Genomic DNA, 20547 nt, shown 5'->3' with positions numbered 1-20547 from the left:
TATATATAAGTGTATACATATATGTATACTAGTCTATAAAAAGAGGTGTATTGATGACAGGACTTACATTAGAAGAGTTAAGACAAAACACAGATGATTGGGTAAGAGAGATGAATTCTAAAGTAGAACAACTAACTAATGTTCCTGATACTGTTGTTGAGAATACAGGAAATATACAGCACAATTATGAGTTAGTAACAGATTTAAGATCTGAAATAGAAGATCTAAAACAGGAAATAAAATTGTTAAAGTTAATGCACTTAGTAGCTTTAAAAGAAAAGAAGTTAAAGCACTAAATTTATATAATTAAAATTATTTCTTATACTTTATGATATATGAACCTAGCGAGGATTCTTTTTTACTGCAAAAGTTTGTTAAGAAATATTCTAAAGGATTAGTATTAGATGTTGGAACTGGTTCTGGAATTTTAGCAAAAGAAGCATCTTTAAAAGCTAATTTGGTTATTGGCTTGGATATTAACAAAAATGTTGTTAAGTATTGTAAAAAAAATATTAATGGAATTTATTTTTTTAAGAGCAATTTATTTCAGATATTTGAAGATAATTTCTTTTTTTATGATAAAGTTGATAAAAAATTAGAAATTTATGATAAGAAAAAGGTTAAGGACAGAGAAAAACTTCAAACATTAGTTAAAAAACAAATAAAATTTGATTTGATTGTTTTTAATCCACCTTATTTACCTCAAGAATTGAAAAAAAGAGATATTAGAACAGAGGGTGGAAAAAAAGGTTATGAAATAATTGAAAGGTTTCTTAATGAAGTTTCAAATTATCTTAAAAAAGAGGGTCGAGTATTGCTTTTGTTCAGCTCTTTTACAAACAAAAAGAAAATAAATGATTTAATTGATAAAAATAAATTAAGATTTATTGAATTAGAGAAAAAACATATATTTTTTGAAGATTTATATGTTTACTATATTACAAAATGTTAGATGTAAAAGATGTAAAAAATATTAAGTATTTTACAAAAGGTCATAGAGGAATTCTTTATACTGGTGAATACAAAGGTAAAAAGGTTGTAATTAAAGCAAAATTGCCTGAAAGCAAAGCAGAAGGAAGAATTGAGAATGAAGGAAAGTGGATAAAAAGATTAAATAAAAAAGGTGTTGGTCCTAAATTAATCAAAGCAACAAAAGATTATTTTTTTTATTATTTTGTTGACGGAGAATTTTTTATTGATTATGCTAAAGCACTAAAAAAACCTAAAAGGTTTTTTGGTGCCCAGAAAAATTCAAATAATTTTTATAGGGGTTTAAAGAAAAATAAAGAAAGTAAAAAAATAATTCTTAAAATTATTCAAAATGTTTTAGATCAGTGTTATGTTATGGATGGGATGAATGTTGATAAAGAGGAAATGCATCATCCATTAAAACACATTATTGTTGATAAAAAGCAAAAAGTAACTTTGCTTGATTTTGAAAGATGTCATATTGTTGATTATGGTAAGAATGTAACACAGTTTGTTGTTTTTTTAATGCGCTTGAGAGAATTTTTAGCAGAATATGATATAAAGATTGATCAGGACAAGCTTATTGCTTTGGCAAAGTTGTATAAAAGAGAGCAAACAAAAGAACATTTTGAAAAAATACTAGATGAAATTAATAAAAAATAAGTTTAATTGTGGATTATTTTTATATTAATTAATAAGTGGTAACAAAAACGAAATATTTATAAAAAGAGATTTTTTACTTAAGATATATGGATCAAGAAAACTCACTTTATAGAACAGTAAACAATATTACAGCAGTGATAGGTGTAGCTTCTTTTCCAGTCCATTATACAGCGCAGTATCTAGTTGGAAAAGGTATAATGGATAATGGTTTTATTGGAGGAAATCTTGGCGATTATGGTGCCACCTTAGCTATGACTGCGTGGGGCAATAGTAATAAAGATCCTAACGATATTAAAGGACAATTATTGGGAGCAGTATATTATGCAAGCGCTTGGACTGCATTTGAATTACTTCAAAAAGCTCATTTATGGCCTGGCACTTATGATACAAAAGATATATTAGCTTTTTGGGCAGGTTCAGCGACAGCATTTTTATTAGGAAGATTATCCTCTTCAGAAAAAGTAAAAAATCTCGTTGCTAAAATAAATCCATTCAGTTCAAAAAAATCTTTAGAAGAAAAAATAATTTCTGGAGCACCGAGTAATATTGCACATAACACCTATTAAACGAAGTTAAATCATTACGAGAAGATAAAATATATAAAGTTCTATTTGTAATTATAGAATATGGGAGGATTTAATGAAAGGGTTTGGAAAATAGTATCAAAAGTTCCTAGAGGTAGAGTTACTACTTACAAAGCTGTTGCTGAGAAATTAGGCACAAAAGCTTATAGGGCTGTTGGAAATGCAATGAATAAAAATCCTTACTCTCCTAAAGTTCCATGCCACAGAGTTGTTAAATCAAATGGTGAAGTTGGTGGTTTTGCTTCTGGAACTAAGAAAAAAGTTCAAATGCTTAAGAAAGAAGGAATAGAAATAAAAAATAATAAAATAAAAAAATTTAATCAAAAACTTTTTATAGGATTCAACTTATTTAAATGCTTATGTTTGGCGAGCTTTTAATAAGTAAATTATTATTGTTATTCGCAATTTTCTCAATTGCTGGTTGGGTTGGAGAATTATTTTATAGAAACTTTATAAGTAAAAATAAAAATCTCAATCCAGGATTTCTAAAAGGACCTTACCTACCAATTTTTGGATTTGGAGCAGTATTGGTTTATTTAATTTTTTTAATAAATATAAATTTAATACTTATGATTCTCATCTCAACACTAATATTAACACTTTTAGAATTTACAACAGGATTAATTTTATTAAAATTCAATATTGAACTTTGGAATTATTCTACAAAAAAATTTAATTATAAAGGATTAATATCTTTAGGAGTTGTAGTAATTTGGATTATACTTTGTATTGTTTCAATTATTTGGTTGTTTCCATTATTCAAAAAGATAAATGTTGTTCCTAATGGTTTAATGTTAGGTTTAGGATTTTTTTATATTATAGTAATATCAGATGCAATAATTAGATTTTACTTCTTAAAAAAGAAGAAATAGAAATAAAAATTATTTCTTTTTCTTAACTTTCTTTATGTCCTTTTCCAAGTCAAGCTCTTCTAAAAGCTCTTTGTATCTGTTTCTAATTGTAACTTCTGTAACACCAGCAACATCTGCTACTTCTCTCTGTGTTCTTTTTTCTCCATGTATTAATGCAGATACATATAGAGCTGCTGCAGCTATTCCTGTTGGTCCTCTTCCAGAAGTTAATTCCATTTTTTGAGCTTTTTGCAATATTTCTACTGCATGGCTTTGTGATTCAGGACTTAATTTTAGGCTTGAAGCAAATCTAGCAATGTAATCAGCAGGATTTGAAGGCATAACACTAATTCCAAGCTCTCTTGTTACAAACCTATATGTTCTACCTATTTCCTTCTTCTCAATGCCAGATGCTTCTGATAACTCATCCAGTGTTCTAGGAACTTCATGACGTCTGCAAGCAGCATATAGTGCTCCTGCTACAACGCTTTCCATGCTTCTTCCTCTTACTAATCCTCTTTGAACAGCTAATGTATATATCCTAGCTGATTCTTCTTCAACTGATTTTGGTAATTTCAAAAAAGAAGCAACCCTTTTTAGCTCTGCAAGAGCTAGTTTAAGGTTTCTTTCAATAGCAGTTGATATTCTATACTGCCATTTTCTTAATCTAAAGAATTTATTTCTGTCTTTTCCACCTAATCCATATAAATCAGAACTTGTACCTATTTCAGTACCTAACCCTTGATCATATTGAGTATAAGTCATAGGAGCTCCTGTTCTACCTTTTCTTTCAGTAGAGTCTTCTCCTTCACGCCATTCCTGGCCAAAATCAACCATTTTATCCTCTATAACTAATCCACAATCTTTACATATAATCTCGCCCTTTTCTCTGTTCCAGAATAAGTTTATGCTCTCACATTCAGGGCATTTTTTAATCATTTTATCGGTCATTTTTTAAACCACCTTAAGTTTAGTAGGGATATAAATAGATATTTAGTTATTTGTAACCCCCTTGATAATGTGTTATAGTGACATTAACTTTATAAACAAAGCATATAACCTATATATAAATCTTTCGGTTAATTGGCTTTGTCCGAGCATTAAAAATCCGTAAAAAATTAGTTTTTGATTTATAAATCTTTTGTTTAAGACCTTGCAATAAGTTTTTCTGTATTTTCATAAGGATCAAAAATCCTGTTTAATAGTGCTATCTGTTCATATCTTGTCCTATTGATGTCTGGACAAATAGGGTAATCACTTCCACCAACTATCTTTTTTTCTAGTCCTGTTCCTCTTTGTATAGATTGAATTGCTAGATCAAAAGCCCTTCTGCTTAATTCATAATAATTTCCACTAGGCAATATACTTTGAAGACCGCTAAAATCAATAAAGAAATTTTCATGATCTTCAGCCATCCTTATTGCTTCTTCTTCGTAACTGGTATATTCTTGGCTTGGTGTTCCACAATGAGATGCTACAACCACAAGACCTTGCACTTGATTTAGTGCTGTCTCCCAGAACAAAGGATTTGTTTTGCTGTTGTCTTTAGTAGATAATGTATGATGTGCTCCTGTATGAGCAATTATAATACCTTCAAAATCTCTTACAACCCTATAATAATCAAGATTAACATCTGAAGGAGAAGTAGTCCAACGATGAGGATAAAATTTTAGGATTGGTTTGTATTCATCAAAATTCATACATAATCTATTAAATTGGTATTCTAACTTTTTGACTGCATTATCTGATGTTGGATCTACAGATACTGAAGGAATTATCAAGCCATCATACTTTTGTGCTAGTTCAAACACAAAATCATTTAGGCGCATACCTTCATGATCAGTTGACATTACAACTGCTTTATCTATTTCCCCATTTCTAAGCTGATTTATTAAGTCTTGCTCTGTAAAAGATGTGTTTTGTGTGTGAAATTGGTTAATATTATCATACCTTTCTTTAAAGCATATTCTAAGAAAGTCAAGCAATACTCTTTCATTATCAATTGGAAGTACGTGTGTATGTATATCAATTAAGCTTTTTTTTGACATTTTTACTACTATAAAATACTAAATAAATACATTATTTAAACCTTTTGTTTTATGCTTAGTTATGCATTGTATTTTCAATAGATTTATATATAAATAGCTTCTTTTATGTTATAAATTGACCAAAATTGGCAATTTATAGTTAAACGCGTGAGGTGCATTGAAATGGTAGAAGGATATTGTGTAAAGTGTAAGAAAAAAGTAGAGATGAATGATCCAAAAGAAGTTGTTAATAAAAGAGGCATGAAGATGGCTAAAGGGAAATGCCCAAATTGTGCAATAACTGTGTGTAGAATACTGGGAAAGGCTTAATTTTCCTTTTCAGTATTTAGTTTTGTAATAATATGGCAAGATGCCCTTTTGTGGATAGAGACTGTATAAAAGAATGCGTTGCTTATGATGATAGCAAAGACTCAAAATGTCTTGTGCTACATATGAGCGATAGAACAAATAGATTGTTGAATTTTATTGAAAAAAAAGTAGAGAGAAGATAACTACTTTTTTTATTTTTTCTTAAATATCGTAGTAGAATAAGCTATTATTAAACCAAATTCTTAAAGATCTATAATTCTTCTTTATCTTCTTCGTCTTCTTTTGGTTCTTCTTCATCAGCGTCTTCATAACCCTTCATAAATCCTTCTTCTTCAGGGCTTATTTCAGAGTCATCTGCCATCTCTTCTCTTCCTTCTTCATCATATATTTCTTCTTCTGACATTCTAAATTTGGGTTTTTAGGGAGTATTTAAAATTTTCGGAAAAATTTCACAGAATTTATATAATAAGATTATATTTTAATTATATGAAATTAGGTAATTTTTTGATTTTCTTCTTAACTATTAGTTTAGTCTTAAGTTTGTATCTTGCTTCTACTGATAATTTAATTTTTGATTTAGAATTTTATAAGAATTATAGTAATGTAGATGGTGCAGATGATATCCATAAATCTTTATTAGGATTTTTTAGAGATGAAAATGAAGTTCCTGGTGTTTTTAACTCCAAGGAAAAATCACATTTAGAAGATGTCAAAGAAGTTATTAGAAATTTTAAAAGATTTTTTGTGTTTTTGTCGTTGTTTAATATAACTTTGTTATCGCTGTTGCTTTTTTATTCTAAGGAAAAACTTTCTAAATTATTAATTTCTTCAGGAGTTCTTAGTTTAGTTTTGCCTGTGCCTTTTATAATGTTTAATTTTTACAATTTGTTTATTAAGTTTCATCTAATATTTTTTCCTCAAGGCAATTGGAGATTTCCTATTGATTCAACAATAATCAGTTTGTTTCCAAGGCAGTTTTTTTATGATGCTACTTTGAATATAATTCTTAATTCAATGATGTTTGGAGTTATTTTTTTATTGATTGGTGTTTTTTTGTCGAGGAGGAGTGGTGACTAAATTATATTCTTTACTACATAAAAGTTTATAAACTGGTTTTATATTCCTAAGTAATAACAATTAAATGAGGTGTTTAATAAATGAAAAAGATAATTTCTTTAGGAGCAGTGTTATTAATGATTTTTGTAGTTGGGTGTAGTTATATCTCACCTGTACCACCTGAATCTTTTGAAGAAGAAGGGGTTACTTACATTGATTTAGTAGATTTAGTAGAAGATACATCAGAAGATGTTGTTGAAGAAGAACCATCTGAAGAAGGAGTTGTAGAAGAAGTAAAAGAAGTTCTTACTTTAAAGGTTGATGAAGGGGTTCTTGTTAGCTTCCCAAATCTTGAAGCAACTGATCCAGATGGAGACAAGATAACTTATACATTTTCTCAGCCACTAAATCCTAAAGGAGAATGGCAGACTGAAGAAGGAGATGCTGGAGAATATACAGTTACAATAACTGTATCAGATGGAGCTTCACAAATTAAACAAGATGTAATGATTATTGTAGAAGAAGTAAACAAAGATCCAGTTTTAGAAAAGATAAAGGATATAGTGGTTAAGGAAGGTGAAACAGTAGCATTATCACCAAAAGCACTTGATCCAGAAGGTAAACCAATAACAATAACATATTCTGGATGGATGACTTCAGATACAAAAGAATTAGATTATAACTCAGCTGGTGACTATATTGTCAGAGTTACTGTTTCTGATGGTGTTAATGACAAACATCAAGATGTTAAAGTAACAGTAGAAGACGTTAATAGACCACCAACATTTGTGTCTATAATTTAATTTTCTTCTTTTTTTAATATGATTTACTAAAGTAAATCAATACTTTTGCCTGTTTTTTACAGTGCGGGCAGGTTCCTTTTACTTGTTTTTCATCAAATGGAATGCATCTTGTAGAAGCGCCTGTTTTATCTTTAATATCTTCCTCACATTCTATGTTGTTGCACCAGACTGTTTTTACTATTTTTTTGCTTTTTATTCCTTGTTTAAATTCATCCCAGTTTTTTATTTCTATAATATTATCATTTAAGAATTTTTTTGCTTTTTTGAATAGATTATCTTGAATATCATCTAATAATTCTGGTATTTTTTTAGCTAGGTTAGTTATTTTTATGTTTTCTTTTTCGTGAGTATCTCTTCTAACTACAACTGCCTGGTTTTTTTCTAAATCTTTTGGTCCTATTTCAATCCTTAATGGGATCCCTTTTAGTTCCCACTCATTATATTTCCATCCTGGACTATAATCTTCTCTGTCATCTAGAATTGGGTTGAATTTAGCTAGTGATTTTTTTATTTCTTCTGCTTTTTTATTTACTTTATCTTTTGTTTTTTCGAAAATTATAGGTACGATAACTAGTTTGTTTTTTGCAACTTTTGGTGGCAGTACTAAACCATTGTCATCTGAGTGGGCCATTACTAGTCCTCCAATCAATCTTGTTGACAATCCCCATGAGTTTTGCCAAGGAGTATGCTTTTTTTCATCTCTTCCTAGGAAATTAATTCCAAATGATTTTGCAAATCCCTGTCCTAACTGATGTGATGTTCCACATTGTAAGGCTTTGCCATCGGGCATAAAAGCTTCAATTGATAGTGTGTATTCTGCTCCTGCGAATTTTTCTTTTTCTGTTTTGTTTCCTACTAACACTGGTAGAGCTAGAAGATCTTCACATAGTTTTTTGTATAAATTGATAATTAATTTTGTTTCTTTGTCACACTCTTCTTTTGTTTCATAGACGCAATGGCCTTCTTGCCAAAGAAATTCTCTTGATCTTAGGAATAGTTTTGTTGCTTCTGTCTCCCATCTAACAACATTGCACCATTGGTTTATTTTTAATGGCAAATCTCTGTATGATCTTACCCATCTTGAATAGCTATCATACATAATTGTTTCAGAAGTTGGTCTTATTGCTAATCTTTCACCATCTTTTGTTATATCTTTGTCCAGCCATGCAACTTCTGGGCTGAATCCTTTTGCATGTTTTGCTTCTTTTTTAAAAAAAGATTCTGGAACAAATAAAGGAAAATAAGCATTTTTTGTTCCTGTTTTATCTACGATGTTTTTGTTGAAATAGTTTTGAATTTCTTCCCAGATTGAGTATCCATTTGGCCTTATAATCATACAACCTTTAACTTTTGAGAATTCAGCAAGCTCTGCTTTTAGGCAAACCTGTTCATACCACTCAGCTATATCTTCCTCTTTTTTGGCTGTTAATCCTTTTTCCTCTTTCATCTTTAGGATAACTCTATTGTGCTGCCTTTTTTGTCAATGTGTATGAACTCCAGGTTGTTAATTATAATGTCATTTCCTTCTAAGAAATAGTCTGATTCCTGGTTTTTGATTTTGATTTTTTCTATGTTTTCAAATTCTAAGTTTTCTGTTGGCAATTGATCTGTTTTATGCGGATTATTAATTTCAAATAATTTAATTGATGCTGTTTTGAACTCGTTATTTCCTTTTCTTGGTAGTCTGGCCACAAGCACAGATTTAGTTGCGTATTTCATAATCAAATATAATAAACCATTCGTATATAAATTTAACTGAAAAAGGTTATATTACTATTTTGAAGTGGTTATAATAGCAAAGTTTATAAATAATTCTTTACTTAGATAAATATTAATAAAAATGACTCTAACTAAATCAATCTTAAGTTTATCTGCGTTATTATTAGCTCTTGGTTTAGCAAGAGAAGTTAGTGCTCAGGACAAATTAGCAGTAAATGGCGGTATTGAAACAAGAGTTACTGACCAGTATGCCAATCTTCGTGGTTTTGTACCAAGCCCAACTCCTTCTGTACAACCAATTGCTTACATACAATTTGGGAAAGATGGTTATAAATTAAATAGTTGGTTTTGGGGAAGCTATGAGATAGATCCTGGGTTTAAAAAAGAAACAGATTTTGGAGTGAGTGTTTCTAAAAACTTAACTGATGATTTTAAAGGAACTTTTGCCTGGGTAAGATATGATATTAAAAGAGATGATTTAAACTTAGAAGAAGTTTCATTAATTTTAGACTATTCTATTCATAAAGAAGGAGATAATTCACTTAATGCTAGACTTGAATGCACTGTTGATTATACTGAGGACGGGGATGGTGTTGTTGTAGAAGGAGGATTTAACACTTCAATTAGTGATTTTCACGTTTCTATGGTTTTATTAGGTAATAATCAATACTTTATAGAAGGGACTGAAATAGCAGGGATTAGAATCAGGGCAGATTATTCAATTAAACTAACTGAAAATTTGTCTCTTGTTTCAGATATTCATCATTTTGAAGCAATTGGAAAAAGTTTTAAAAGCAATAATAGTTTAGGATTTAGTGTGAGTTATAGTTTTTGAAATTAAAATGGTTCATGAAATAATGCATGGAATTAATAAAGATGCTGTAACACAGATTGTATCTCAGATTAGAAAAAGAAAAGCTGATTCTGCTGAAGAGATTGAAACAACAGCTAGTATTTTAGGAGCTTATGATGCCTTATTTCCAACTACACATTCACAACCTTTATCTGAGGAATTTATAAGAAATAATCAAAGAACAGCACATCATAATCTAACCACTAAACAGATTTTAGAGGATATACTAAATGGAACAGATATTACATCTTTAATGAGTATGGGAACTGATACAAAATATATAAGTTATACAAATTATAAATGGGCAACTGAACATTTTGATCATGAAAATGTATTACATGAACTGAGAACTATTGGTAATTCTATATATAGTCAAATAGATAGAGCATTTACTTCAACTACAGAATATGATAGTATGAGAAATATTGCACAACGATGTTATGATAGTTCAGATTATCTTTTCCAATTTTGGGAAAAGGTTGTTGAGATGGATTCTGCTGAGATTGTGGCTTCGACTCCATTGGAATTATCACAAGAGATTTTTGAACATATACAAAAAAATCATAGTAGGGATAATATATTCCAAGGAGTTAGAGCATTGTTGTATATTGATCAGCAAAATCCTGATCCTGAAATAGCTCAAGTAGTTAGAGATTATGCATCTCATTTTATTGATAACATGCCTGAAGGAACAAGAAAGACAGGAAAGCTATTAAAGAATTTACAAAAGGCTGTTGGTTATGATGGGCCTGTTCAGGAAGTAGTTGTTTAAATTCTGATGTATTTTTGGGCCATGTTTCTTTGGAGGTCTTTGGAAGCTGGTGTTTGAAAAATTAAAATTTTTTTCTATAAATCTTCATAACGCCATTACTTCTTTAATCTTTTCCTTGTTTTCTTCATCAATCTTTTTATCATATTCTTTAATAAGATTTCTAATAATTGGTTGACAACCATTAGCTTGATAAACTTGATTATTAAGTGAACAATTAATTATTATTTGATTGATTTGGACACTATTAAAAGAACCCAATCCAACCAAGGTTTCCATTATCTCTTCAGCACCCCTAAAACTACCAGCATTCTTTAAACTCGATATAAAACAATCTTTTAAATTTTCTTTGAATTCTTCTTTCTGTCCAATCATCTTTATAATTTTAAAAACATCACCATAACAATAGATAAATTCTTTTCCATTATGGTGTTTGCCTTTTTCATATTTAAATTTTTTAAAAGCTTGATATTTCATCATAAATCCATAAGGCATACAACCATCAATTGAAACAGGAATTATCAGCTTTTCGTTTGCTACTGCAATTCCTACTTCTTGATCAGTCCAGTCTGATTCTTTATACTTCTTTGATAACATGGCAATAAAAATATCATTTTGTTTTATACCTCTTTTGATAGATTCAACCCAGTCTTCTCCAGTTGGAATATCTTCATGAGCAAGAAACCCTTGAACACCATAATGATTTAAAGCGTCCTTAATACCTTTAGCAATAAGTTTATCTTCTTCAGAATAACTAATAAAAACCCGGAGGTTTCTTCCTATGAAAGTTTCTTTCTTTTGTTCAGGGGGCTCCTCTTCTATCATATCTATTCCATCAGCCGTGATATCAATCATTTTCCATAAACCATCTACTGATTTTAGTTTACATGTGATTAGTCTTTTTTCATCTAAATATTTTAAAGCACCTTTAACATCTTCTAAATTATATTTAAGACTATTTACAATATCTTCTATAGAAGGAGTATCCTCTTTTTGAATAAATTTTAAGATATTTAATCTTTCTTTTTTACTAATCATTTTAATTCCTCTTCAATTTATCAACATTTTACAACATAATAACTGTAAGTAGAATTCCTTTATATAAGGATATACCTCCTTTAGATATAAAATGTAAATATTTATATATTATTAGACTTGTTTTAATAATTGGGGCGATATTATGAAAAAAATAATATTTATAATTTTATTTTTATTTTTAATAGCTTGTGAACAAAGACAAGTTGTTAAAGTTACTTGTAACAAACCATATATCTTAGTTGGTGCTTCTTGTTGTTTAGATAATAATGATAATTCTATTTGTGATGAAGATGAAGTTAATGAAGAAATTCTAACTGAAAAAACAACCTTAGATGAAAACGAAGAAAAGAAATTTAGAGAAACAGCAGAAGATTTTGGCAGATTTGTAGAACAAGACAAATTTGGTGATATATATGATATGTTACATTCTAGACATCAAAAATATAAAACAAGAGATGAATTTATATATTTATATCCTAAATTCAAAGGAAGAGATACTTATAGGTCAGTAATTTTAAAACAGATTGATATGGAAAGTGATGAAATAGCTATTGCATATTATGATGTGACATTCTATAATGGTTATCAAGAAACATCTGGTTCAATTTATTTTAATAAGGAAAATGGAGAATGGAAACTTGATTCTTTTGGAATAATTATTTTTGCTGGTTGTAAAACAACATCCGATTGTTATAGAAATCCACAAGGCTTAAAAATTATGTGTGAAGAAACTTGTAAAGAAAAAACAAACTATCCTCTAAGAACAGATGAAGGAAAAGAATTTGAGTGTAAAAATTATTTATGTAATTGTAAATGTTTCAAAGATGGATTTGGAAAACCAGTTGAACCAGACATCAAACATTTAAATTAAGAGATAAGTTAAAATGGGGGAATTTCCTGAACTTTTTAAAAATCTTAAAATCAATAATTATTATAAATACCTCCTTTATTTGAGTGGAATTGTTTTTATTTTATCGCTCTTCTTAGATATTAAAAATATCGATGTTAATTATGTTAGATATGTTTGTTTTTGGATTATAATTGTTGCATTAGGTACATGGATATTTGAAAGTGCTATATCTAACATCAACAGATCAATTTATGAGCACTGTATTCGTAAAAACTATCCAAGTTCAATGGATGGAAAACATGGTTATTATAAAATAGTAAGATGGTTAGTGTTCTTTTCTTTTACAATTCAAATTATAGTATGGATAATTACTTTTATAGTTCTTATTAAATAAAAATTGTATACATCTGACCTGAAATAGGCATAGGAACTGTTGGCATATCTTTATAAAATTCAGATACAAACCCACTATATTCAAATTTAATATTATGATTATCTAAAAATTGTATAAAATTTTCTTTTGCTTCATCATTAATTAAAAAAGTAATTTTCTTTTTTCCTTCTTCCTTGAATCTACCCATCCATGTAGAAATTGTATCATACCAATATCCTTCCTTTTCTGTGAAGTTTTTCGATGCCCTGATATCTAAATATAATGGTAAATCACTCATTTTATAACCTCAAACTTTTTCAATTTCTGCTTTTATTTCTTGTTCCAGGAGACTTACGTTTTGGCGCATGTGCCCTTTCCCAAGGTTGTTTACTTTGCCTTTTTCTATCTTTTGGTCCTTTTTTCTTAAGGTTGTCTGGCATTGTTTATCACCCCTACTCAATATTAAATATAGTAAGGTATACCTTATTTATATACTTTGAGGCTGTATGGCAAATGACAAGTGAAAATGATACATTTAAGTATTAAAAAGATTTTACTAATTATATGATTATTTTAGACAAATTATTTAAAAAACCAAGAACGCAAATCTTAATAAAAATCCTTAATTATATTTTAGACTTAGAAAAGAATCAAGTAGATCTTTCTGAACTTAAAAAAAAATTTCATAAGGATTTTTGTAGGGTAGAAAAAATCATCAATGATTATCCTTTTCTTCAAAAAAAAATTCTTAAAAATAAAGATTATTACAATGTATTAAATAATTATCAATTAAAAGAAGAGTTACAAAAACTAATCACAACAAGACATAGCGCAAGACACAGAGATACAGACCTTCAATTAAAAGTAATAACAGTGTTGATAACCCTCTATTTGTTTGTTTTCTCTGCTTTTAACATAATAATTTATATTAAAATAAATAATAAACAAAACGAATTTAATCAAAAAATATTAGAATTTGAAGAATTAAAAACCACAGCTTTTTTAGATATAACCCATTCAAATTTAGAAGATGAAGATATTGAAAGAGAACTTATTAGAAATTCTACTTTAGCCGAATTTTGCATTGTTAATAAAGGAGAGATTGATAGTGGAGAAATTAGTATACTTATAAGTACAAATAACCTTATAGAAGAAACAACGTATTATGATGAGATACCAGCAAAATCTTATTCTTGTATTGATAAAATAATACAATTTAAAATTAATGATCAAGGAATCTTTTCTGTTGATGTTAATGTTAGTTGTTTAAACTGTCAAGACGTTCTATCAAAAACATATAATTTTGTAAATGTTAAAAGTGGAAGCGATTAATGCATAAACCACAAACTTTTTAAATTGGAAATGATTTCTGGGTAATACGAGAGAAGAAAAATAGATGGCTTATATGGGTTTTTTAACCAAACTGTTTTCTCGTTAAATATAAGGAAATGATAGCCATGACGAAAATTAAACCGCTTTTGCCAAGTTTAAGGGAAAAAAAAAGATATTTGGTGTTTGAAATCATATCAAAAACCAAAATAAACAACTTAAACAGCATTTCAAAGGCCATTTTTCAAAGCTGCCATAATTTTTTAGGCGAAATGGGTTTAGCAAAAGCAGGAATATTAATATTAAATGATAAATTTAATAAAGAAAAACAAAGAGGAATAATAAGAGTAAATAACAAAATGGTAAATCACTTGAAAGGATCATTATGTTTTGTAAAAGAGATAGATAATAAAGAAGTTATTGTTAAAAGTGTAGGGGTAAGTGGTATCCTTAAAAAAGCACAAGACAAATTTATAGCAGCCTAAAAGGAGGAAAAGAAAAATGGAACCAGTTTCACATCAAATGATGGGATATGACAGGGCAATCACAATGTTCAGCCCTGACGGAAGATTATTACAAGTAGAGTATGCTAAAAAAACAGTTAAACAAGGTTCAACAGCGATTGGACTAGTTTGCCAAGATGGTGTTATATTAGTAACAGACAAAAGAATTATAGACAGTTTAATTTTACCTGAAAGTGTAGAAAAAATATGGCAGGTTGATGAACATGTTGGTGTAACAGCTTCAGGAATTTTATCTGATGCAAGAGTTTTAATTGAAAGAGCACAGATAAAAGCACAACAACACAGAGTAACATATGATACAACAATTGATGTTTTAAGCGTTGTAAAAGATATGTGTGAATTAAAACAAATTTGCACACAATCAGCAGGATTAAGACCTTTTGGCGTTAGCATGTTAGTAGGCGGAATTGACAGTACAGGACCTGTATTATATCAAACAGATCCAACTGGAATATATTTTGGCTATAAAGCCTGCGCAATAGGTGAATCAGAAACAGAAATAGAAGCTATTCTTAAGAAACAATATAAAGATTCTATAACAGTTGAAGAAGGATTTAAATTATGCATAAAAGCATTATCAAAAGTTCTGGGCAAAAGTTTAACACCCGAGAGAATTGATGCAGTATACATAAAAACAAGCGGATGGAAATACAAGCACTTCAACAACAAAGACATAGAAAGAACTCTTAAGGAAGCCAAAAAAAATAATAATTAACTTCCACAATGGTTAATGTAGACGAAGCAAATACTGCAAAATTAAAAACTCACGGACAGAATTTTGAAATTCTAATAGATTCTGACAAAGCGGTTGCTTTTAAATCAGGAAGTATAACTGATGTAAAAGAGGTTTTGGCTGTTGAAAAAATCTTTACAGACTCTAAAAAAGGCATGGAAGCGAGTCCAACAGCATTAAAACAGTGCTTTGAAACAGAAGACGTTGAAAAGGTTGCAGAAGAAATCATAAGAAAAGGAGATTTTGCTCTAACTGCAGAATACAAACAGAAGTTAAGAGAAACAAAGAAAAAACAAATAATCGATTTAATTCATAGAAATGCTGTGGATCCTAAAACACACAATCCACATCCACCACAAAGAATTGAATTGGCAATGGAACAAGTTAAGGTTCATATTGACGAGTTCGAGAGTACTCAAAAACAAATGGAAGAGATAGTAACCAAGTTAAGACCTATACTTCCAATTAAATTTGAGATAAAAGAAATAACTGTTAAGATTCCAGCTGAATATGCTTCAAAATCATACAGCGTTATAAACAGTTTTGGAAAAAAGACAAGAGAAGACTGGTTAAGTGATGGAAGTTTAGCAGTTGTCATAGAAATGCCTGGCGGATTAGAAGAAGACTTTTATGAAAAGTTAAATGCAATATGTCATGGTAATGTAGAAAGCAAAGTACTAAGTACTAAATAAGGTGAAAAATAATGGGAAAAATACTATTAAAAGAAAAAGAAGTTGTAGTTCCTGGTGAATGCCTAGCAGAAGGAATGGATACTTTACCTGGGCAGGGAACCTACAGAGAAGGAGAAAAGATATTCTCTTCAAGAATTGGATTATTGTCAATAGATAATAGGGCAATAAAGATTATTCCTTTAACAGGAAAATATATTCCTAAGAGAGGAGACACAATAATTGCCAAAATTACAGATGTTATAATGAGCGGATGGCTCTTAGATACAAACACAGCCTATCATGCTATGCTTAGCATGAAAGAAGGAACATCTGATTTTATTCCTAAGGGAGCTAACTTAAGAAAATATTTTGATTTTGGGGAATATGTTGTTTGTAACATAACAAATGTTACTTCACAAAAATTAATTGATGTAACTGCAAAGGGCCCTGGATTGCATAAGCTTAAGGGTGGAAGAGTAATCAATGTTAATTCAAACAAAGTACCAAGAATTATCGGCAAGCAGGGAAGTATGGTCAGTATGATAAAAGATGCTACTGGATGCAGAATAACTGTTGGTCAAAATGGTTTATTGTGGTTACAAGGAGAACCTGAAAAAGAGATTCTAACTATAAAAGCAATTAGAATGATAGAGAAAGAATCTCATAAAGCAGGTTTGACAGATAATATTAAAGCATTCTTAGAAAAAGAAGCAAAGGTGAAAAAATGAGCAGACCAGATAAAAGAAAAGTTGACGAGACAAGACCAATAGAGGCTAAAGTAGGGGTTATTAAGAGAGCTGATGGTTCTGCAATGTTCAAGATAGGAAATACTGTGGCTTATGCTGCTGTTTATGGTCCTAGATCATTACATCCTAGATTTTTACAAAATCCAGAGAAAGGTATTTTAAGATGTAATTATAATATGATGCCTTTTTCAGGAAGTGGAGATAGAATAAGACCTGGCGGAAGCAGACGTTCAAAAGAGATAGCATTAGTTACTAAGAATGCATTAACACCAATTATTGGTTTGAATGAGTTTCCAAATGCTGTTGTAGATCTTTATATTGAATTTCCACAGACAGATGCTGGAACAAGATGTGCTGGAATATGTGCAGCTTCAATGGCCCTAGCAGATGCTGGAATTCCTATGAAAGAAATGGTATCATCAATTGCTGTTGGTCTGGTTAATGGAAAACCAGTTGTTGATTTAAGCAAGGAAGAAGAAGACATTGAAGGAACTGTTGATGTTCCTATTGCTGTTTTACCTAACAGTGGAAAAGTATCACTAATGCAGTTAGATGGAGAGATTAAAAAAGAAGAACTCAAGAAGGCTGTTGAAATGGGTATAGGGGCCTGTAAAAAGATTAATGAAGTTCAAAAAAAAATCCTGAAAGACAGGTATAAAGGTGAATAAAATGATTGAAGATCTAAAATTACATATGGATGGCTTTTTTAAGAAAAATATCAGATTTGATGGACGTAAATTTGACGAATACAGAGACATAAGTGTAGAAACCAACATAAGCAAAAGTGCAGAGGGTTCTGCAAGAGTAAAGATTGGTGATACAGAGGTTATAGTTGGGGTTAAATTAGAATTAGGAAAACCCTATCCAGATTCTCCTGATGAAGGAACAATTATGGTTGGTGCAGAACTATTGCCAATGTCAAATCCTGAATTTGAATCAGGACCGCCTTCAATAGGAGCAGTTGAATTGGCAAGAGTTGTTGATAGGGGTATTAGGGAAAGCAAAGTACTTGATTTTAAGAAGTTATGTATTGAAAAAGGCGAGAAAATATGGATAGTTGCTATTGATATCATAACTATTAATGTTGATGGAAATTTGTTTGATGCTTCTGCTTTAGCAGCAATGGTTGCTCTTAAGAATGCCAAATTTCCAAAGATAGAGGATGATAAGGTTAATTACAAAGAGTTAACAAAGGAATCTTTGCCTTTAAGCAAAAAAGATCCTGTTTCTGTTACTGTTTGTAAAATAGGAGATACATATCTAATTGATCCTACAACAGAAGAAGAAAAGGTTGTAGATGCTCGTTTGACAGTTGCTACAACAAAAGAAGGCAAGATATGCGCTATGCAAAAAGGAGAAGTTGAGCCTTTGAGTATAAATGATATTGACAAAATGGTAGAATTAGCTTCTAAAAAATGCGATGAAATGAGGAAGCATATTAAGTGAGGTACTTAAAATGGTCGTAGATGTTAAAACAAAAGAAATTACAGATCATACAAAATATGAGAAAGCACGTATGATTGGTTCAAGGGCTTTGCAAATAGCAATGGGTGCTCCTTTTTTAGTTAAACTAAGTGATGGAGATTTGAAGAAAATGAAGTATAATCCTATAAGTATAGCTAAAAGAGAATTTGAAGAAGATTTATTGCCAATAACTATTCGTAGGCCTTTGCCAAAACCAAAGGTCTAATTTTTTCTTTTTTATATATTTTTAAAAATTAAGAAAGAAGTTTAATCCATACTATATTTTGTTCGTAAATAGTATCCACCTTTTTTCTCTACCCATATATAATCTGCTCCACTCATTACACTTAATCTTAAATCAAGAATATTTTCCATATCAAGCATAGCTCCCCCTTGATTTTTGTAAACTCCTGCTAAAACTAGTATATCTGCAATTTCTTCTGGTGTTAGTACATCAGAAACGGGTCCACCCCTATTTGTATCTTTTTGAAAATATCTTAATGTTTTTGTAAATTTAGGCCATCTAGAGTTTCTGCCTATTGTAGGCCAAAAAAGATTAGAAAAAGCTTCAGCAATAGCTGATTCTTCATCTTTTACATCACCTTTTATTAATACTGTTAAATCTCCTTTTATCATATCTCTTATATGTTTCATAAAAATAAGAAAATCTGATTATATTTATAAATTTATCGATTGTAATGTCTAAATAGTAGTAACAAATAGTAAGATTTATAAATAAATTAGTTTTAATATACTATAAAATGGAAAATGAACCTGATTTAGTGGGAAGATTGAAAAATTTTGCAGAGTACCTTCTTTTACAGGCTGAAGATCATAAAGCAACTGCTCCCATTGAAAGTATAGCTGGTTCTTTTCAGGAAGAACATATTGCATCTGAATATCAAAATACTCTAAAAAAGTTCTATGAATTATTTCCTGAGGCAGAACCTGAAAAATAGATGGACCCAATATCAGTCAATAAGCCCCAAACCCCTTATAATTAAAAGTTTTTTCTGAATTAGATTATAACACATATTAAATGAAGTATTAAATAGGTGTTGGCAAATAATGAAAGAGTCTTTTTTTTGTATAGAAACAATTAAATTTATAAACCATTGAAAATTCTTGTTTTTAGGCTATTATATAGCAAATCTAATGCCGCAAGGCATGACTGTTTAGGAGAAAAAATGGCAAATATATATGATGTTGATGCAAGTGAACTTATAGAAAAAGTTTCAGAAGAATTAAAGAAAAATGAAAATATAAAAGCACCTGACTGGGCTATGTATGCAAAAACAGGAAGACATAAAGAGAGAGTTCCTATAAAAAACGATTGGTGGTATACAAGAACAGCAGCTGTTTTAAGAACAGTCTATAAATATGGTCCTATTGGTGTTTCAAAATTAAGAGTTAAGTATGGTGGTAAAAAAAGAAGAGGCCATAAACCTTCAAGGTTCTATCCTGGTTCTGGAAATATAATAAGAAAAGCATTACAACAGCTTGAAAAAGCGGGCTTTCTTAAAACAGACAGTAAATCAAAATATAAAGGAAGAATTCTAACATCAGAAGGAAAATCATTTTTAGATAAAATCTCAACTCAAATTTATAAAGGTTCAAATGTTCAACCTAAAAAGATTGAAAAACCAGTTGAACAACCAAAAAAGGTTGAAAAACCAAAAGAAGTAAAGAAAGAACCTGTAAAAAAAGAAGAAGATGGCAAGGTACAAACATCCAAATCGGAAGCAAAGACTAGCCAAAAGGCATAAACAAACCAGATGGGCGCCTTTTTGGACAGTTGTAAAGATATATGGAAAGGGACGTAGAGTTCATCCTGGTAGACATACAGCTGTAAAGAGAAACTGGAGAAGAACTAAGCTAAAGGTATAAAATGGCTGAGAAAAAATCTAAGAAAAAAGACGAATCAACAGAAATAGTCTTAGAAAGAGTTTATAATGTTCCTTTACGTAAAGAATGGCTTAAAGTTCCTAAATATAAAAGAGCTAAAAAGGCTGTTAATGCTCTGAAACAATTTATTATAAAAAATATGAAGAGTGAAGATGTTAAAATAGGAAAACACGCAAATTTAGAGATATGGAAACATGGAATTAAGAATCCACCCCATCATATAAAGATTAGAGCTGTTAAGGATAAAAATGGTTTAGTTAAAGTTGAGTTAGAAGGTGTTAAACTTAAAG

At 29.9% G+C, this 20547-nt stretch carries 29 protein-coding genes and 1 pseudogene; 23 read left to right on the top strand and 7 right to left on the bottom strand.

The window, feature by feature from the left end; translation table 11 throughout:
* The first annotated feature begins 53 nt into the window (after positions 1-53).
* The 6 genes from CEE44_00755 (at position 54) to CEE44_00730 (ending at position 3088) form a co-directional block, all read left to right on the top strand.
* Positions 54-296: a hypothetical protein gene (locus CEE44_00755; protein TKJ17049.1), complete on the top strand. Its 243-nt coding sequence runs from the start codon at positions 54-56 to the stop codon at positions 294-296.
* Between the two features lie 32 nt (positions 297-328).
* Complete coding sequence (locus tag CEE44_00750) at positions 329-952, top strand: hypothetical protein (protein TKJ17048.1); 624 nt, start codon at positions 329-331, stop codon at positions 950-952.
* Positions 946-1632, top strand: a complete 687-nt coding sequence (locus CEE44_00745; protein ID TKJ17047.1) for a hypothetical protein — start codon at positions 946-948, stop codon at positions 1630-1632. Before CEE44_00750 ends, CEE44_00745 begins: the two co-directional genes overlap by 7 nt.
* A gap of 86 nt (positions 1633-1718) precedes the next feature.
* A complete protein-coding gene (locus CEE44_00740) occupies positions 1719-2198 on the top strand; it encodes a hypothetical protein (GenBank protein TKJ17046.1) in 480 nt (159 codons plus the stop codon).
* 60 nt (positions 2199-2258) lie between these two features.
* The gene (locus tag CEE44_00735; protein ID TKJ17045.1) at positions 2259-2594 is read left to right on the top strand and encodes a cysteine methyltransferase; all 336 of its coding nucleotides are present in this window, start codon (positions 2259-2261) and stop codon (positions 2592-2594) included.
* On the top strand, positions 2570-3088 hold the full coding sequence (locus tag CEE44_00730) for a hypothetical protein (protein ID TKJ17044.1): 519 nt from the start codon (positions 2570-2572) through the stop codon (positions 3086-3088). Before CEE44_00735 ends, CEE44_00730 begins: the two co-directional genes overlap by 25 nt.
* 9 nt (positions 3089-3097) lie before the next feature.
* On the opposite strand, the gene CEE44_00725 is transcribed toward CEE44_00730, so the two are convergent.
* Together CEE44_00725 and CEE44_00720 are read right to left on the bottom strand one after the other, a co-directional pair.
* The gene (locus CEE44_00725; protein ID TKJ17043.1) at positions 3098-4018 is read right to left on the bottom strand and encodes a hypothetical protein; all 921 of its coding nucleotides are present in this window, start codon (positions 4016-4018) and stop codon (positions 3098-3100) included.
* Positions 4019-4212: 194 nt separating this feature from the next.
* Positions 4213-5115: a hypothetical protein gene (locus tag CEE44_00720; protein TKJ17042.1), complete on the bottom strand. Its 903-nt coding sequence runs from the start codon at positions 5113-5115 to the stop codon at positions 4213-4215.
* 795 nt (positions 5116-5910) lie between these two features.
* Here CEE44_00720 and CEE44_00715 point away from each other — a divergent pair.
* Positions 5911-6501, top strand: coding sequence for a hypothetical protein (locus tag CEE44_00715; GenBank protein ID TKJ17041.1), 591 nt, complete (start codon positions 5911-5913; stop codon positions 6499-6501).
* 80 nt (positions 6502-6581) lie between these two features.
* Positions 6582-7283 carry a hypothetical protein gene (locus CEE44_00710; GenBank protein TKJ17040.1) on the top strand — a complete coding sequence of 234 codons (702 nt, stop codon included), beginning with the start codon at positions 6582-6584 and terminating at the stop codon, positions 7281-7283.
* 13 nt (positions 7284-7296) lie between these two features.
* On the opposite strand, the gene CEE44_00705 is transcribed toward CEE44_00710, so the two are convergent.
* Together CEE44_00705 and CEE44_00700 are read right to left on the bottom strand one after the other, a co-directional pair.
* Positions 7297-8730 carry a proline--tRNA ligase gene (locus CEE44_00705; protein ID TKJ17039.1) on the bottom strand — a complete coding sequence of 478 codons (1434 nt, stop codon included), beginning with the start codon at positions 8728-8730 and terminating at the stop codon, positions 7297-7299.
* Between the two features lie 2 nt (positions 8731-8732).
* Complete coding sequence (locus CEE44_00700) at positions 8733-9002, bottom strand: hypothetical protein (GenBank protein ID TKJ17038.1); 270 nt, start codon at positions 9000-9002, stop codon at positions 8733-8735.
* 121 nt (positions 9003-9123) lie between these two features.
* Here CEE44_00700 and CEE44_00695 point away from each other — a divergent pair, with 121 nt between their 5' ends.
* Together CEE44_00695 and CEE44_00690 are read left to right on the top strand one after the other, a co-directional pair.
* On the top strand, positions 9124-9837 hold the full coding sequence (locus CEE44_00695; protein ID TKJ17037.1) for a hypothetical protein: 714 nt from the start codon (positions 9124-9126) through the stop codon (positions 9835-9837).
* Positions 9838-9844: 7 nt separating this feature from the next.
* A complete protein-coding gene (locus tag CEE44_00690) occupies positions 9845-10627 on the top strand; it encodes a hypothetical protein (protein TKJ17036.1) in 783 nt (260 codons plus the stop codon).
* 84 nt (positions 10628-10711) lie between these two features.
* On the opposite strand, the gene CEE44_00685 is transcribed toward CEE44_00690, so the two are convergent.
* Positions 10712-11662, bottom strand: a complete 951-nt coding sequence (locus CEE44_00685; GenBank protein ID TKJ17035.1) for a hypothetical protein — start codon at positions 11660-11662, stop codon at positions 10712-10714.
* Positions 11663-11804: 142 nt separating this feature from the next.
* Between CEE44_00685 and CEE44_00680 the strand changes: the two genes are divergently transcribed.
* Entirely contained in the window at positions 11805-12533 is a 729-nt protein-coding gene (locus CEE44_00680) for a hypothetical protein (protein TKJ17034.1), read from the top strand.
* A gap of 13 nt (positions 12534-12546) precedes the next feature.
* On the top strand, positions 12547-12906 hold the full coding sequence (locus CEE44_00675; GenBank protein TKJ17033.1) for a hypothetical protein: 360 nt from the start codon (positions 12547-12549) through the stop codon (positions 12904-12906).
* Here CEE44_00675 and CEE44_00670 read toward each other — a convergent pair.
* A complete protein-coding gene (locus CEE44_00670; GenBank protein TKJ17032.1) occupies positions 12899-13183 on the bottom strand; it encodes a hypothetical protein in 285 nt (94 codons plus the stop codon). The genes CEE44_00675 and CEE44_00670 overlap by 8 nt on opposite strands.
* A 266-nt stretch (positions 13184-13449) precedes the next feature.
* On the opposite strand from CEE44_00670, the gene CEE44_00665 reads away from it, so the two are divergent.
* From CEE44_00665 to CEE44_00630, 8 genes are all read left to right on the top strand, one after another.
* The gene (locus CEE44_00665) at positions 13450-14217 is read left to right on the top strand and encodes a hypothetical protein (protein TKJ17031.1); all 768 of its coding nucleotides are present in this window, start codon (positions 13450-13452) and stop codon (positions 14215-14217) included.
* A 116-nt stretch (positions 14218-14333) separates the two neighbouring features.
* A complete protein-coding gene (locus CEE44_00660) occupies positions 14334-14699 on the top strand; it encodes a hypothetical protein (protein TKJ17030.1) in 366 nt (121 codons plus the stop codon).
* Positions 14700-14715: 16 nt separating this feature from the next.
* Positions 14716-15453 (top strand): proteasome subunit alpha, encoded by a 738-nt coding sequence (locus CEE44_00655; GenBank protein TKJ17029.1) that lies wholly within the window; start codon positions 14716-14718, stop codon positions 15451-15453.
* Between the two features lie 8 nt (positions 15454-15461).
* Positions 15462-16163, top strand: a complete 702-nt coding sequence (locus CEE44_00650; protein TKJ17028.1) for a ribosome assembly factor SBDS — start codon at positions 15462-15464, stop codon at positions 16161-16163.
* Positions 16164-16174: 11 nt separating this feature from the next.
* The gene (locus CEE44_00645) at positions 16175-16870 is read left to right on the top strand and encodes an RNA-binding protein (protein ID TKJ17027.1); all 696 of its coding nucleotides are present in this window, start codon (positions 16175-16177) and stop codon (positions 16868-16870) included.
* Positions 16867-17556, top strand: coding sequence for an exosome complex exonuclease Rrp41 (locus CEE44_00640; GenBank protein ID TKJ17026.1), 690 nt, complete (start codon positions 16867-16869; stop codon positions 17554-17556). Before CEE44_00645 ends, CEE44_00640 begins: the two co-directional genes overlap by 4 nt.
* 1 nt (position 17557) lies before the next feature.
* The gene (locus CEE44_00635; protein TKJ17025.1) at positions 17558-18334 is read left to right on the top strand and encodes an RNA-binding protein; all 777 of its coding nucleotides are present in this window, start codon (positions 17558-17560) and stop codon (positions 18332-18334) included.
* Between the two features lie 10 nt (positions 18335-18344).
* Positions 18345-18578, top strand: a complete 234-nt coding sequence (locus CEE44_00630; protein TKJ17024.1) for a DNA-directed RNA polymerase subunit K — start codon at positions 18345-18347, stop codon at positions 18576-18578.
* A gap of 41 nt (positions 18579-18619) precedes the next feature.
* Here the strand turns inward: CEE44_00630 and CEE44_00625 are convergent, their stop codons facing one another.
* Positions 18620-19006: a hypothetical protein gene (locus CEE44_00625; GenBank protein ID TKJ17023.1), complete on the bottom strand. Its 387-nt coding sequence runs from the start codon at positions 19004-19006 to the stop codon at positions 18620-18622.
* 107 nt (positions 19007-19113) lie between these two features.
* Here CEE44_00625 and CEE44_00620 point away from each other — a divergent pair, with 107 nt between their 5' ends.
* From CEE44_00620 to CEE44_00610, 3 genes and pseudogenes are all read left to right on the top strand, one after another.
* Positions 19114-19311: a hypothetical protein gene (locus CEE44_00620; GenBank protein ID TKJ17022.1), complete on the top strand. Its 198-nt coding sequence runs from the start codon at positions 19114-19116 to the stop codon at positions 19309-19311.
* A 228-nt stretch (positions 19312-19539) separates the two neighbouring features.
* Complete coding sequence (locus CEE44_00615) at positions 19540-20118, top strand: 30S ribosomal protein S19e (protein TKJ17928.1); 579 nt, start codon at positions 19540-19542, stop codon at positions 20116-20118.
* Between the two features lie 122 nt (positions 20119-20240).
* Positions 20241-20528 (top strand): annotated as a pseudogene (locus CEE44_00610) (hypothetical protein).
* Positions 20529-20547: the final 19 nt, after the last annotated feature.

This window comes from Candidatus Woesearchaeota archaeon B3_Woes, from assembly GCA_005222965.1.
Lineage (GTDB): Archaea > Nanobdellota > Nanobdellia > Woesearchaeales > B3-WOES > B3-WOES.
Note: the sequence above shows the minus strand (reverse complement) of the source record. Positions and strands in the feature narration are given on the sequence as shown.

Excerpts from the sequence above, each read along its gene's own strand:
- CEE44_00755 (TKJ17049.1), top strand. The coding sequence starts at position 54 with ATGACAGGACTTACATTAGAAGAGTTAAGACAAAACACAGATGATTGG.
- CEE44_00750 (TKJ17048.1), top strand. The coding sequence starts at position 329 with ATGATATATGAACCTAGCGAGGATTCTTTTTTACTGCAAAAGTTTGTT.
- CEE44_00745 (TKJ17047.1), top strand. The coding sequence starts at position 946 with ATGTTAGATGTAAAAGATGTAAAAAATATTAAGTATTTTACAAAAGGT.
- CEE44_00740 (TKJ17046.1), top strand. The coding sequence starts at position 1,719 with ATGGATCAAGAAAACTCACTTTATAGAACAGTAAACAATATTACAGCA.
- CEE44_00735 (TKJ17045.1), top strand. The coding sequence starts at position 2,259 with ATGGGAGGATTTAATGAAAGGGTTTGGAAAATAGTATCAAAAGTTCCT.
- CEE44_00730 (TKJ17044.1), top strand. The coding sequence starts at position 2,570 with ATGCTTATGTTTGGCGAGCTTTTAATAAGTAAATTATTATTGTTATTC.
- CEE44_00725 (TKJ17043.1), bottom strand. The coding sequence starts at position 4,018 with ATGACCGATAAAATGATTAAAAAATGCCCTGAATGTGAGAGCATAAAC.
- CEE44_00720 (TKJ17042.1), bottom strand. The coding sequence starts at position 5,115 with ATGTCAAAAAAAAGCTTAATTGATATACATACACACGTACTTCCAATT.
- CEE44_00715 (TKJ17041.1), top strand. The coding sequence starts at position 5,911 with ATGAAATTAGGTAATTTTTTGATTTTCTTCTTAACTATTAGTTTAGTC.
- CEE44_00710 (TKJ17040.1), top strand. The coding sequence starts at position 6,582 with ATGAAAAAGATAATTTCTTTAGGAGCAGTGTTATTAATGATTTTTGTA.
- CEE44_00705 (TKJ17039.1), bottom strand. The coding sequence starts at position 8,730 with ATGAAAGAGGAAAAAGGATTAACAGCCAAAAAAGAGGAAGATATAGCT.
- CEE44_00700 (TKJ17038.1), bottom strand. The coding sequence starts at position 9,002 with ATGAAATACGCAACTAAATCTGTGCTTGTGGCCAGACTACCAAGAAAA.
- CEE44_00695 (TKJ17037.1), top strand. The coding sequence starts at position 9,124 with ATGACTCTAACTAAATCAATCTTAAGTTTATCTGCGTTATTATTAGCT.
- CEE44_00690 (TKJ17036.1), top strand. The coding sequence starts at position 9,845 with ATGGTTCATGAAATAATGCATGGAATTAATAAAGATGCTGTAACACAG.
- CEE44_00685 (TKJ17035.1), bottom strand. The coding sequence starts at position 11,662 with ATGATTAGTAAAAAAGAAAGATTAAATATCTTAAAATTTATTCAAAAA.
- CEE44_00680 (TKJ17034.1), top strand. The coding sequence starts at position 11,805 with ATGAAAAAAATAATATTTATAATTTTATTTTTATTTTTAATAGCTTGT.
- CEE44_00675 (TKJ17033.1), top strand. The coding sequence starts at position 12,547 with ATGGGGGAATTTCCTGAACTTTTTAAAAATCTTAAAATCAATAATTAT.
- CEE44_00670 (TKJ17032.1), bottom strand. The coding sequence starts at position 13,183 with ATGAGTGATTTACCATTATATTTAGATATCAGGGCATCGAAAAACTTC.
- CEE44_00665 (TKJ17031.1), top strand. The coding sequence starts at position 13,450 with ATGATTATTTTAGACAAATTATTTAAAAAACCAAGAACGCAAATCTTA.
- CEE44_00660 (TKJ17030.1), top strand. The coding sequence starts at position 14,334 with ATGATAGCCATGACGAAAATTAAACCGCTTTTGCCAAGTTTAAGGGAA.
- CEE44_00655 (TKJ17029.1), top strand. The coding sequence starts at position 14,716 with ATGGAACCAGTTTCACATCAAATGATGGGATATGACAGGGCAATCACA.
- CEE44_00650 (TKJ17028.1), top strand. The coding sequence starts at position 15,462 with ATGGTTAATGTAGACGAAGCAAATACTGCAAAATTAAAAACTCACGGA.
- CEE44_00645 (TKJ17027.1), top strand. The coding sequence starts at position 16,175 with ATGGGAAAAATACTATTAAAAGAAAAAGAAGTTGTAGTTCCTGGTGAA.
- CEE44_00640 (TKJ17026.1), top strand. The coding sequence starts at position 16,867 with ATGAGCAGACCAGATAAAAGAAAAGTTGACGAGACAAGACCAATAGAG.
- CEE44_00635 (TKJ17025.1), top strand. The coding sequence starts at position 17,558 with ATGATTGAAGATCTAAAATTACATATGGATGGCTTTTTTAAGAAAAAT.
- CEE44_00630 (TKJ17024.1), top strand. The coding sequence starts at position 18,345 with ATGGTCGTAGATGTTAAAACAAAAGAAATTACAGATCATACAAAATAT.
- CEE44_00625 (TKJ17023.1), bottom strand. The coding sequence starts at position 19,006 with ATGAAACATATAAGAGATATGATAAAAGGAGATTTAACAGTATTAATA.
- CEE44_00620 (TKJ17022.1), top strand. The coding sequence starts at position 19,114 with ATGGAAAATGAACCTGATTTAGTGGGAAGATTGAAAAATTTTGCAGAG.
- CEE44_00615 (TKJ17928.1), top strand. The coding sequence starts at position 19,540 with ATGGCAAATATATATGATGTTGATGCAAGTGAACTTATAGAAAAAGTT.